Raw genomic sequence first — 12450 nt, forward strand, 5'->3', positions numbered from 1 at the left:
TCTGGTAGAAATAAGACAATAGATAGGCAAAGTGGTAGATAGCAGAGAGAAGGTGGCGGATAGAGGAGCCAAAGTGACGGATAGAAAGGTCAGAGCTACGGGTAAAATCATTTAAAGCAACCTAATAGAACTATTAAAATGGCTTATAGAACGATATTAAAGAAGAAGGGCGGGGCACATATCTGTAACAGTGCCATGCCCATTCAAGTATTAATGTTTAATGGTCGCTTTATTCCATGTATTAAATGCTGTAGTAATATTAAAAGATATACCATTGTCACTAATGGTAACCCCTGTAAAATTGGCAGTTGATTGTTTGGGTCCCAAATTTACTTTATTTACAGCGGTAAATTTCCCTAAAGAGGACATTTCCATTTCTAATTCTGAATTATGGAGATAGACAGGTAAGCCGACTGTTTCTCCAATTTTAACAGCATTTTCAATAGATGAAGTACTAGAGCAATTGCCTCTTGCGTTTATAATACTAAAGCTTGGTGACGTATAGATTATAGGTGTATGTATGTTCAATCCGGAGGTAAATGGATTTATTAAAGGCAATACAGACAAATATTCTTCAGATACTCTTATAATTCCATATTGTTCAATAAAACTGTCTAGCTTTTGTTGAAAAGTATCTTTAAATCCAGGGGTATTGCAAATAAAATTTGAAAATGTAGATTTGCTTTTATACTCTGCTAATGTTTCTTTATAAGCCTGTTGCTCGGCATCAACAATTATTTGCCCTATACATTGCTGTTCTTTCGAAGGTTTTTTAATCGTGATTTCCTCTTCAGACACAGAAATTGTACAGGAGAACTTAGCCGTAAGTATTAAAACGTTTTCATTTACTTCATTTTTCATTTCAATCACTCCCAGTGTTTGAGAATTTCCTTGTTAATAGATTAAACGAAAATGGTCCATCACGATAAGCGTTGGGGGTTTCCGTTCTGAATTGGCGTTCAAAGTAACTCTAATCCCGAGAAGCCACCAAGTCTTCTCTCCAATCAACTTATTCACATAGCATACGATTTTGTTTCTAATGAACTTTAGTGTACGAACACGAACAGAATACAAATTTATCTTAGCTTAGCCTAAGCGTATCATCAGTGAGGACGCCATTTCAATGCTGAGTTTACGCCAAAAAATGGCGGTCAATAATATAAAACCGCCACTTATTTTACTATGCCTAAATAAAGAAATGGCGTGCTTTCCACAAATACCGCCACTTTTTGGCGGTATTTTCGTCAATGAGTTTATGTAAAATATTCCCTTATAATTTCGGAGTCTAGTATTATTTCCCATTAATCTGTATAATATTTAATAACATACGAGGGGGAGGAGAGGACTATTGCAGGGGCTTGACGTAAAAATTAATGAATCATTAGACATTCTAATTGAGAACGAGTTATTGATAGATCATGAACTACGGTCGATGCTAAAGATTTTTAAGGAAGAAAAAAAGGCAGTTGGCTATTCATTTGGTAAGCTATGTTATTGGCATTATGAAGCATTTACAGATTGTTTGAATGAGGACATCTATAAAGTTGCAGCAGCTATCGAACTCTTAATTTTATCTTTTGATATCATCGATGACTTACAGGATAAAGATTCAGACTACAGCTGGACTAAAACACCTGAATTATCATTAAATGTAGCTTTAGCTATGCTAGTTATGGCTTCTAGAACTATACGTGAGACTTCCTTTGAACACAAAAGTGCAGCTATTCAAATACTAGAGGATTATGCATTACGAAGTATAAACGGTCAGCAACTAGATTTACTTAATACTTGTAGCGATGAGCAATCATATTTACAAATGATTGAACAAAAGTCAGGTTCTTTAACAGCAATGGGTTGCTTAATTGGTGAAGTACTTGCAAAAGGTGAGACATCTTATGAGGTTAACGAGTATGGGAAATACATAGGTATTATCCAACAAATTAAAAACGATATTCAAAGTTTAAAAACTTGGGGATCTAAAAATGATTTGCTAAATAAAAGATACTCATTACCTATTATTTATCTTTTATCACAGAAAAATGATGTTTCAAAGTCTGTTATAAACTATTATAATGATGATATAGATGCATTTTTGGATAATAATGCTACGGAAAACGAGTTGACAAATGGTGGCGCAATACGTTATGCAGTTACTATGAAAAATGTTTACAAGTTTAAAGCATTAGATACTCTTGAAAATGTAGCTATAAATGAAGTAGGTAAAGACTACTTAAAAAAACTAATAAAATGAGGAGGGATATGTATGATGAATGTAATTCAATATCTAGAAAAAAACCCAGAACTAGTTGCTCTATTAAAATCACAAAAAGCATCATTAATCGGAATTTCGTCGATGGAACAAAAAGCAATTTTAGATGCGTTTAATAGTGAAGTAGAGTTGGAAAATTCAGTGTGGTTATAAAATCGTTGAGTAGTAAGTTATTTTGGCCTGCTATAATGCTCTATTTAGTGATTGGCCTTTATCTGATTTATGTGAGTTATAGCAGGCCATTATTAGAAATTGAGATAAAAAAAGAGAATGGCGAGTGGGGAGTAACACAACCTTACTATAAAGAATGGACGGAATGGAAAAGTATTTCACCATCTGATGTTATTTTAAGAATAGATGATGTGCCAATGGATCATCTAAATCAGTTGAAATATAAATCTATGATAGTAGCCGCTAATAAAATAACCATAATGAAGCCAAATGGGGAAATAAAAGACATACATATTAACCATTTAGATATCCCTCACCAGTTTTACTATATATTACTATTTCCAGCTTGTTATTATTTATTAACTCTATTAATTACCATATATCTACATTTTAATCGAAAAAATATAAACCTTACAAATTTACTTATTTTTTTTATGTTAACTGTTTCATTGGCTTATGTAAGCAGTGGAGTATCTAGTAGAGTAAATGGAATTGGGATAATAGTAAATCGTAGTAGTATGGTATTATGCTTAGCTATATTATTGCATTTTTTAAGAGATTATTATTCATTTGTAAAAATAAATTGGCTGTTTACAAACAATATCAAATACTTTTATATATTCCCTGTAATCGCCTTTTCACTAGGCTGTATTATTATTTTCCATCCTGTTTCTTATTATTTTCTTTCTGAAGTTGTGTTAGTCCTTTTCTTCATTCTCCTTATTATTATTATTAGTATTTTATTACTAAGCTATTTCAAATATAAATCACCTCAGTTGAAAATATTGTTATGTAGTATATTGATACCGTTTTTGCCATTTCTTTTTTTATATTCACTCCCTAAAATTTTTTTTGATACGTATTTTCTTTCAGGTGAAATCTGCTCTTTATTTTTATTGCTTATTCCTTTTAGCTTTATCTTAACACAGGTAGCAGAACGATTATTTGATATTGAATACCATATTACAAGACTTCGTTATTATGTAATCTTTTCATTGATATTTACTTTATGGTTTATAGTTGGTTTGTATTGGATTGCAGGAGAATATTTAACTATACCCGTAATATCAGGTGTTTCTTTCTTTACTTTTATATCGTTAGTTGTTCTTTTTTACATAAAAGAGAAGGTAGATTATCGAAAACGAAAAATTTTATTTTCGACAAAAGGGGATTATATACATCAGCTATACACCGCTGTCGATAGGATTGGTAAAACGATTAAAATAGATGAGCTTCTAGAGAAGTTTGCTCAAGAGGTTTCATTACATCTTGAGCTAGAGCATGTATTTGTATTAACCTATAACTATGATACAAATCAATTTACTTCAACGGTTGAGGGAAGGCTTTCAATTAATCCCGCGCTAATAGAGGATTTAAAATTAGGAGAAATACGGAGAATTGACAAAGTCTACTTAGCCTTCCTCCACCAAGATGCTCATTATAAAAGAGCCTTAGTATTGGAACATAAAAATTCGATTCATTTAAAAGATGAAGAGCTTCTATGGCTTGAATTGCTTTTATTATATGTAAACAATTTTATTGAAAATACAAAGATGGTAGAAGAGCTGTTAGAGGAACTAAAGCATATGAGGCAAGCAGATGATAGTCAACTACCTTGGTTAAGCAAATTATTATGGTTAAGATTTGAAGAGGAAAAATATCAATTAGCTCAAGAATTACATGATACCAATTTGCAAGAGCAGCTCCATATTGCCCGTGAGGTTGATGTCCTAGTCAATGCGAAAGATACAACAGAAATCCAGCAAAAACTTGAGAACATTCATCAGCAGATGATTACGTCTTTACATGATTTAAGAGCTTACTGTGAAAATCTGAAGCCTCCATTATTAGACACTTTAGGGCTAAACGCTGCATTAGAAAAGCTAATACGTAAAGTAATAGAAAGAGCTAGTTTTGTATTAATTTATACGATAGATCGCCTTTATTTAGAGGACGAGCGTATGAATTTAATGATTTATAGACTATTTCAAGAACTACTCAATAATGCTTTAAAACATTCCTATGCAACAACAGTTGAAATTCGTTTACAGGAAATGGACGATGGTTTTGAAATTATCTACAAGGATGATGGTGTAGGCTGTAAAATTGATGATATTATTGCCGGAGAATCGATGGGAATTCAAGGTATGCAAGAGCGTGTAAAGGCCTTTAACGGGCAGTTTTACATCGATTCACAGGTTCATGCAGGAATGTCTATTAGAATTACAGTAAAAGAAGGAAGTGATACACTTGATTACGATGCTCATAGTGGATGATCACCCCATTGTGTTGGAGGGAACGAAAAATTTATTTCAAGAAAATGAAGATATTATAGTTGATACTGAAAGTGATGCAACTCATGTCATACAGAGAATTAAAAACAAACCATATGATATCTACTTAATTGATATAAATATGCCATTAGAAAACGGCATTAATTTAGCACGTAACATTAAAGCTATCCAGTCAAATGCTTCAATTATCCTTTATACTGGTGATGATATTACTGATTATTATCCACTTATTTTAGAACGGAAAATAGAAGGGATTTTAGCTAAAACAGGATCTAAGGAACAAATTTTACGAACTGTTCGAGCCATTGCAAATGGTGAAATTGTTTTACCTCAAAATTTCTTGGATTTTCTCGATAATAAATTTAAATTACAGGATGCAAAACTCGATATTCACTTAAACGAAAAAGAAAAGAAAATTTTAAGACTGATTGCAGAAGGACATACGAATAAAGCGATTGCTATAGAATTAAATATTCCTCAGCGAACAACTGAAAGATATTTAACTCAGCTATTTTCTTTATTGAATGTAGATTCACGGACAGAGGCTGTAAATCTTGCAGAAAGAATGAATTTACTATAGATTGTCTGTATGTTATACTTATTTTTGTTGGTATATTTTTCAATAAAAAGGGAGAGTTTAGGTGGTTTTACATACCATATTTTAACTTAGTTAATTATACCTAAACTTTAATTCTAAATACCTATAATTTTCGATTGACACCGCCAGATTTTGGCGGTGTTTTTTGTGTATCCGCCAAATCACGCCAAAAATCGGGACAAAGACCGCCAAAAAATTGGCGTAAACCCAACGTTGAAATGTCGGTGTAAGTACTGGTACGCTTAAGTTAATCGTGGTTAAGTAGATTTGCTATAGTAAGTAATACGATAATATTAGATTTCAATAAGAGCCTGGCTATCTAAGCATAAAGTAGAGATTGTAGATTTTTTAAAAGTTACTAGCTAGTCAACATACTTCACCATAAAACTTTATATAAAGGTAGGCGTGTATTTTGAAAGTAGAACTTGAAAACTTATTTTCTATAGATGAATCTAGTCAAGATCAAGTCATTAAAGTTTATAACCGCTATGGTATTTTCATCGGTGCGCCTGAAATAAGAAAGAGAAACTTAAAGGCATCATTTAATCCTATCTTTACATTAAATGATGATGTAACATACGAACATGTAGCGGCACTATATAAATCATTAGAACATGAATTAGGAATTGTTTCTATCGGAGAACGTTTTTACTTTGACTTTTCAGATAGCGAATATGAGCAAGCTCAATTGTTTACCTTAAATTCGACAGGTAACTCACCGGATATGTTTATAGATGATAAAGGAACTTTATTTTCTATAAGCACCTATTGCCAGCATTGTGGACTTATGGAAAAAGAACAACTTTCACCATTAGTGATAGATACAACAGAAATGAAAGACCGTCATCTAGTTCATGTGAGCGGGTATTGGGTGGCTTCACAGGAATTAGCGACATTAATGAAGCAAGAGGATATTAAAGGTTTTGAACTTTTAGAGGTTATTCATCAAGGACCGAAAGAAGAGAAGCGAAAAGCTTTTCAAATTATACCGACACAAGTATTGCCGGAATCTAGCACTGAAAGAGTTAAACTATATTTTGCGACAGAGCAGCCTCCATGTCGTTGTGGATTAAGTGGGGTAATCAATGGTCCTGATATTTATTATCGCGAAGATTTAACCAATATAAAAAATGATATAGTCCTCTCGGGAGAATGGAGCCATGACGGAAGATATTTATACCGAAAGACTTTATTCAGTAGAAGGTTTAGAGAATTAATTCTTAAAAACAATATATCTCGTGAGGTAAGAGGAGAGAAGGATGAAAATTTTGGGCCGAAGGATTGGTTATTCGATCCTGTATTATTAAAATAATTCAAACCAAAGATGAGGAAGTGTATATTTTGTTTAGAAAAATAATACCTATCGTTGCCGTCTTATTTATCGTTGCATTAGCTCTTTCAAATTATTTTAATAAAGCAGGAGAAAAATCCTTTGTCATCCCACAAGAAAGAGGGAATACGTTAGGTTAGATAAAGTGAAGATTAATAATCAGTGGGGAGATTAACCCCACTGATTATTAGTCTTCACCAATCGGGCAATTAGGGGCAGTTAATTATTATTACTGCCCGTTAATGCGGGATAAAGTGAAACTTTAATTAGTGGGGAGATAAACCCCACTGATTATTAGTCTTCACCAATCGGGCAATTAGGGGCAGTTAATTATTATTACTGCCCCTTAATGCGGGATAAAGTGAAACTTTAATCAGTGGTGAGATTGACCCCACTGATTATTAGTCTTCACCAATCGGGCAATTAGGGGCAGTTAATTATTATTACTGCCCCTTAATGCGGGATAAAAGGCAAATTACCTCAAACAAGCTTAAATATGATATGATGTGGAAAATATAATAGCGTATAGTTTTGAGGTGAAGTATTTTATGAAAAAATGGGCTTATCCTTTAGCGATATTAACGCTCGTTATCTTTTTTGTATTACGAGTTACTTTTCCAAGTAAATTAATCAATACTTTTGATACGAAAATGGCTGATTTATTTTTCGGTAACCGTTTTATAGAATTTTTTCACTATATAGGAGAACCGGTATTTGTAGTGTTAGTAGCTATCGTCTTAATAGTGTATTTAGCGTGGAAGGTAAAAAATAGTCGAGGTATATTATTTGTTTTGTTAACAATTGCTGGTGGGAATGTACTTAACCAATTATTAAAAAAATGGGTGCAACGACCAAGACCGGAGATTGAAGAACAATTAACATCCTATAGCTTTCCATCTGGACATTCTATGACCGGGATCTTGTACTTATTTACAGTCGCTTATATTTTTTCGGAGAACAATAGCAGAGGGCGTAAGACATTACTTTGGCTTGGGGCAGTTGTTTTAGCTGTACTTATTGGTTTGTCTCGAATTGCTGGGGCTCGTCATTTTGCTTCAGATGTATTGGCCGGATGGAGTATGGGCTATACGTGGTTTATCATTTGTGTTTTTTGGTACGAACGTCGAAAGAGACTTTTTAAAGCGAAAAATAAATCATGAACTTTGGAAAGGGAGCCACCTTATTGAGGAGGCTCCCTTTGTTATGCCATTTATATAAGTTGATTGGAGAGGAGACTGGAAGCCCCCAGGAAAGTGCTCAGTCGGAACGGAAATCAACCACACGTTATGGTGATGAGCTTTTTAATTTTTTCAATTACATGGAAGAGCCTTTTCTACTTCCATAAGCTTTTTTACAACTTCTAAGCAATCATAGAATGTTTCAAAGGGCTCATAAGGTAGATGGAGGTCTTTACAGCGTTTAATAAGATGATCCCTAGCAAGTACTAAATCTGCCTGTTTTGCTGCCTCAAAATCAGAAAGTGAATCTCCAATCACGATTTTAAAATGATTGCTCTGTGTAACTTTTCGCATAACGCTTGGCTTGCAGCAACCACAACCCTGTGTCTCGAATTTCGCACATTCTTCATCGCAGCTATTTGGAAAGACGAGTTTAATTTGCTGTTCGGAAAAATCAGCACTGTTACAATATATACCAGAAAATGGGCCGTATTTATCTAATAGTGGCTCAATGAAAAAGTCCACACCCCCACTAACAATATAAAACGGAATATGCTTCTCTTGTGCAAAACGAACGAAATCACCAAAGCCCTCACGTATAATGGCTGTATCTAATAAATAGTGGATAACAGCATCCTTTTGTTTAGTCGATAATAGCTCGAACATTGCTGAAACGCCATCTTTAAAGGTTATAGTTTGTTCCATCATTGCCTTAGCAATTTTCTCAGACTCCTCTGGAACGAATTGAGTCATTAGTGAGACGATATTATCTGTTTCTGTAATAGTACCATCAAAATCACAGAAAATTATTGGTTTCAAGCTATTTCCCCCTTTCAAGAAAAAACGTCTACTTTTGTAGTAGACGTCCAAATTTTACCTGTACACCATATTCATCGGCCTTTGTTAAGATAATTTGATGCTCTGGAAATTGATTTTTCATGGCCTTTACAAAATCTTGCGCAATAGCAGTAGGGATGATAGAAATCATTGTTGGTCCCGCCCCACTTAAAGCCGTTCCAAATGCCCCATTAGCCTTGGCGGCTGCACGGATTTCTGCATATTGCGGGATTAATTGGGCACGGAAAGGTTCATGAAAAAAATCAGCTTCCATATAACGACCTGCATGCTCGAAATCACGAACCATTAATGATGCTGCTAGCATATTTGCATTTGCAGAGGCTCTCACCGCGTATGCACGGTCAAATTGTTCTGGTAAAACAGAACGAGCTTCACTTGTTTTTAGTTCGACATCAGGTACATACACAACAAAGGAAGCTTCTATATCATTGACATGAAATGTATCAACAACGCCGTTTTCATCCATTGAGGAAATTGTTAATCCTCCTAATACCGAGGCTGTTGCATTGTCTGGATGCCCTTCGATTTGTGAGGATAAATTGAGTTTATCCTGTACAGTTAAGGCTAGATCACATACTTGGTTAGCTAGTTCAATTCCTGCAACGATGACAGCTGCACTACTCCCCAAACCACGGGCTAATGGAAGTTCACTTGCCATTTCAACACGGCAGGCAGGTAACTGCTTCCCATATTGGTCCGCAATTTTTTGGGCAATCACGTATAGTAAGTGCTCTTCCAGCTCAAACTCTTTAGGACCATTATCATCGAGGTGGATAATTTCCCAACTATCCTGTAAAGACACGGTTAACTTTAAGTAAAGAGATAAGCCTAGCCCTATTGAATCAAAGCCGGGGCCTAGATTGGCAGTGCTCCCAGGAACTGAGATTTGCCACATGTTACTCATAGTACGCCCTCGATGTATTTTCGAATTTCTTCCTCATCGTTTTTAAGTGAGACAACATCTACAGTTGAGACATTCATGGCAGTATCAGGATCTTTCAATCCATTACCTGTGAAAATTGTCACAACTTTAGAGCCTTTCGCAATCTGGCCGTTTTCAACTGATTTAATAACGCCTGCTAATGATGCCGCTGAACCTGGTTCAACGAAAATTCCTTCAGTCCCAGCAATTAACTTATAAGCAGCTAAAATTTCTTCGTCTGTCACCGAGTCAATAATTCCGCCAGACTCATCGCGAGCTGCTTCTGCAAATTTCCAGCTTGCGGGATTGCCGATACGAATAGCTGTTGCCACTGTCTCAGGATTAGCAATAGGTTCACCGTTTACAATTGCTGCTGCACCTTCAGCTTCAAAGCCGAACATCTTAGGTAAACCAGAGCCTTTTGCTGCATCATATTCTTTAAAGCCTTTCCAGTACGCAGTAATGTTACCTGCGTTACCAACAGGAATGCAAAGATAATCTGGAGCTTTTCCTAAAGCATCTACAATTTCAAATGATGCGGTTTTTTGCCCCTCAATGCGGAATGGATTCACTGAGTTTACAAGTGCCACTGGAGTTGTTTCGCTAACTTGACGAACAATATTTAATGCATCATCAAAGTTACCGTCGATTTCGATAATTTTTGCTCCGTACATTGTCGCTTGGGCTAGCTTACCAAGAGCTACTTTTCCTTTAGGGATCACGACTATGGACTGGATTCCAGCACGTGTTGCATAAGCTGCCGCTGCGGCTGATGTGTTACCTGTTGAAGCACAAATAACACATTTGCTACCTTCTTCAATTGCTTTTGCAACGGCAAACACCATACCACGGTCTTTAAATGAGCCTGTTGGATTTGCACCTTCGATTTTTCCATAAAGCTCAATGCCAAGTTTCTTGGATAAATTTACTAAATGTATAAGAGGCGTATTGCCTTCGTTTAAAGTTAGAGCTGGTGTACTTTCTGTTACGGGTAAAAATTGTTTATATTCCTCAATTAGGCCTTTCCACATAACGTTTACGATCTCCTTTTGTTCTTATAGAAAGAACAGTTGTTTTTGTATAAAAGACATTTTAACGCAAATTGCCCTATGTTTTCAATAGAATTCGAGAAATTGTCGAAACAATTCGGTAATTTGAATTTTTGCTTGTCACTTTCTTGAAACAACTGTATAGTAAACTTACGATGTAAAGTCAAGTGTAAAGACAGGTGGTTAGAATGGCGACAAATACAGTAACAACAAATAAGGTTCAACAATCTATTTCTCGCAATAAGCTTTTGAGGGTAGCAGGCGTTGGCTGGCTTTTCGATGCCATGGACGTAGGAATATTATCATTCGTTATTGCAGCATTAGCAGTTGATTGGGGATTGACACCAAGTCAAGCTGGTTTGATAGGAAGTGTCAACTCAATCGGGATGGCTGTAGGAGCTCTTATCTTCGGCGTGCTTGCCGATAAAGTAGGACGTAAGCAAATTTTTATGTGGACGCTTGTATTATTTTCTATTGCCAGTGGCTTATCTGCATTTACAACTACATTATCTGCTTTTATGGCACTACGCTTTTTAGTAGGCATGGGACTAGGGGGAGAATTGCCAGTCGCATCGACGCTAGTTTCTGAGAGTGTAGAAGCCAAAGAGCGTGGGCGAGTAGTTGTTTTACTGGAAAGTTTCTGGGCGGCGGGGTGGTTAATCGCTGCATTGATTTCGTATTTTGTTATTCCATCATGGGGATGGCGTATTGCTTTATTGTTAACGGCAATTCCAGCAATATATGCAATTTATCTTCGCTGGCACTTACCAGATTCACCTCAATTTGCTGTGAAGGCAGAGTCTAAGAAACGTAGTATTGTGCAAAATATTCGAGAAGTATGGTCAAAAAAATATGTACGCTCGACACTTATGTTATGGGTGTTATGGTTTACGGTTGTTTTCTCGTATTATGGTATGTTTTTATGGCTACCTAGTGTCATGGTTAGTAAAGGCTTTGATATGATTACGAGCTTTAAATATGTTCTCATTATGACGCTTGCGCAGCTACCAGGTTATTTTACAGCTGCATGGTTTATAGAAAAATTTGGACGGAAATTTGTACTTGTTTCTTATTTAATTGGTACAGCTGTAAGTGCTTTCATTTTTGGTAATGCCGAAACAATAGTAGTGCTATTAACTTCGGGGATGTTTTTATCGTTCTTTAACTTAGGGGCTTGGGGTGCACTTTATGCTTATACACCAGAGCAGTATCCAGCTATTATTCGTGGAACGGGTGCAGGAATGGCAGCAGCTGTTGGACGTATTGGTGGTATTTTTGGACCTTTGTTAGTAGGATTTTTATTAACAGCAGGCTATGATATCGGCTTCATCTTCACGATTTTCTGCGGAGCGATTATTATCGGTGTTGTCGGGGTAATTTTCTTAGGACAAGAAACGAAACAAATGGAATTAGATTAGAAAAATAACCATGTCTTGGATGAACTATAGTCCAAGACATATTTTATTATTTGGTTACATAAAAATTAGATTAAATTAATTTTTATACAAATATTTCTAAAAATCTGTTAAAATCAATTCATCAAAAAACTTTGATAATAAGGGTAGAACGATTTTATGTTTTTTTATCGCGAACTATCCTATTAGCAAGTTAAAGTGTTAAAGTTTTTTCAGAAAAGTCATTGTATTCAGATTGTAATCGTGATACTGTATTTTTAACTTCTTTCAGCAATTGTTTTCTGTACCGAAAGCGTAGCGACAGGTACAGGTGTCCGAACACCCGCTGAAATAGAGGAACTCAGTCTAAGAACGCCACATCCCTGT

At 35.4% G+C, this 12450-nt stretch carries 12 protein-coding genes; 8 read left to right on the forward strand and 4 right to left on the reverse strand.

Going from position 1 to position 12450, the window contains the following annotated elements:
* Positions 1-210: 210 nt before the first annotated feature.
* Positions 211-861, reverse strand: coding sequence for a hypothetical protein (locus ACFCYJ_RS06920; protein WP_376072476.1), 651 nt, complete (start codon positions 859-861; stop codon positions 211-213).
* 487 nt (positions 862-1348) lie between these two features.
* Between ACFCYJ_RS06920 and ACFCYJ_RS06925 the strand changes: the two genes are divergently transcribed.
* From ACFCYJ_RS06925 to ACFCYJ_RS06955, 7 genes are all read left to right on the forward strand, one after another.
* Complete coding sequence (locus ACFCYJ_RS06925) at positions 1349-2251, forward strand: polyprenyl synthetase family protein (RefSeq protein ID WP_376072479.1); 903 nt, start codon at positions 1349-1351, stop codon at positions 2249-2251.
* A 12-nt stretch (positions 2252-2263) separates the two neighbouring features.
* The gene (gene comX / locus ACFCYJ_RS06930; RefSeq protein WP_376072482.1) at positions 2264-2422 is read left to right on the forward strand and encodes a competence pheromone ComX; all 159 of its coding nucleotides are present in this window, start codon (positions 2264-2266) and stop codon (positions 2420-2422) included.
* A gap of 35 nt (positions 2423-2457) precedes the next feature.
* Entirely contained in the window at positions 2458-4716 is a 2259-nt protein-coding gene (locus tag ACFCYJ_RS06935; protein ID WP_376072701.1) for a sensor histidine kinase, read from the forward strand.
* Positions 4700-5314: a response regulator gene (locus ACFCYJ_RS06940; protein ID WP_376072485.1), complete on the forward strand. Its 615-nt coding sequence runs from the start codon at positions 4700-4702 to the stop codon at positions 5312-5314. Before ACFCYJ_RS06935 ends, ACFCYJ_RS06940 begins: the two co-directional genes overlap by 17 nt.
* Before the next feature lie 430 nt (positions 5315-5744).
* Complete coding sequence (locus ACFCYJ_RS06945) at positions 5745-6644, forward strand: hypothetical protein (protein WP_376072488.1); 900 nt, start codon at positions 5745-5747, stop codon at positions 6642-6644.
* A 29-nt stretch (positions 6645-6673) separates the two neighbouring features.
* Positions 6674-6802 carry a hypothetical protein gene (locus ACFCYJ_RS06950; RefSeq protein WP_376072713.1) on the forward strand — a complete coding sequence of 43 codons (129 nt, stop codon included), beginning with the start codon at positions 6674-6676 and terminating at the stop codon, positions 6800-6802.
* Positions 6803-7210: 408 nt separating this feature from the next.
* Positions 7211-7822, forward strand: coding sequence for a phosphatase PAP2 family protein (locus ACFCYJ_RS06955; protein WP_376072491.1), 612 nt, complete (start codon positions 7211-7213; stop codon positions 7820-7822).
* A 150-nt stretch (positions 7823-7972) separates the two neighbouring features.
* Here the strand turns inward: ACFCYJ_RS06955 and ACFCYJ_RS06960 are convergent, their stop codons facing one another.
* From ACFCYJ_RS06960 to thrC, 3 genes are read right to left on the reverse strand one after another with little or no spacing between them, the layout of a single operon-like run.
* Positions 7973-8659 carry a 2-hydroxy-3-keto-5-methylthiopentenyl-1-phosphate phosphatase gene (locus ACFCYJ_RS06960; protein ID WP_376072495.1) on the reverse strand — a complete coding sequence of 229 codons (687 nt, stop codon included), beginning with the start codon at positions 8657-8659 and terminating at the stop codon, positions 7973-7975.
* A gap of 28 nt (positions 8660-8687) precedes the next feature.
* A complete protein-coding gene (thrB, locus tag ACFCYJ_RS06965; protein ID WP_376072498.1) occupies positions 8688-9602 on the reverse strand; it encodes a homoserine kinase in 915 nt (304 codons plus the stop codon).
* Positions 9599-10651: a threonine synthase gene (gene thrC, locus ACFCYJ_RS06970; RefSeq protein ID WP_376072501.1), complete on the reverse strand. Its 1053-nt coding sequence runs from the start codon at positions 10649-10651 to the stop codon at positions 9599-9601. Before thrC ends, thrB begins: the two co-directional genes overlap by 4 nt.
* 206 nt (positions 10652-10857) lie before the next feature.
* Between thrC and ACFCYJ_RS06975 the strand changes: the two genes are divergently transcribed.
* A complete protein-coding gene (locus tag ACFCYJ_RS06975; RefSeq protein WP_376072504.1) occupies positions 10858-12087 on the forward strand; it encodes an MFS transporter in 1230 nt (409 codons plus the stop codon).
* Positions 12088-12450: the final 363 nt, after the last annotated feature.

The organism is Lysinibacillus sp. NPDC056232 (genome assembly GCF_042267565.1).
Lineage (GTDB): Bacteria > Bacillota > Bacilli > Bacillales_A > Planococcaceae > Lysinibacillus.

What these genes read in the sequence shown, in the direction of transcription:
- ACFCYJ_RS06920 (WP_376072476.1), bottom strand. Translation starts at nt 861, where the DNA reads ATGAAAAATGAAGTAAATGAAAACGTTTTAATACTTACGGCTAAGTTC.
- comX (WP_376072482.1), top strand. Translation starts at nt 2,264, where the DNA reads ATGATGAATGTAATTCAATATCTAGAAAAAAACCCAGAACTAGTTGCT.
- ACFCYJ_RS06935 (WP_376072701.1), top strand. Translation starts at nt 2,458, where the DNA reads ATGCTCTATTTAGTGATTGGCCTTTATCTGATTTATGTGAGTTATAGC.
- ACFCYJ_RS06940 (WP_376072485.1), top strand. Translation starts at nt 4,700, where the DNA reads ATGCTCATAGTGGATGATCACCCCATTGTGTTGGAGGGAACGAAAAAT.
- ACFCYJ_RS06955 (WP_376072491.1), top strand. Translation starts at nt 7,211, where the DNA reads ATGAAAAAATGGGCTTATCCTTTAGCGATATTAACGCTCGTTATCTTT.
- thrB (WP_376072498.1), bottom strand. Translation starts at nt 9,602, where the DNA reads ATGAGTAACATGTGGCAAATCTCAGTTCCTGGGAGCACTGCCAATCTA.
- thrC (WP_376072501.1), bottom strand. Translation starts at nt 10,651, where the DNA reads ATGTGGAAAGGCCTAATTGAGGAATATAAACAATTTTTACCCGTAACA.
- ACFCYJ_RS06975 (WP_376072504.1), top strand. Translation starts at nt 10,858, where the DNA reads ATGGCGACAAATACAGTAACAACAAATAAGGTTCAACAATCTATTTCT.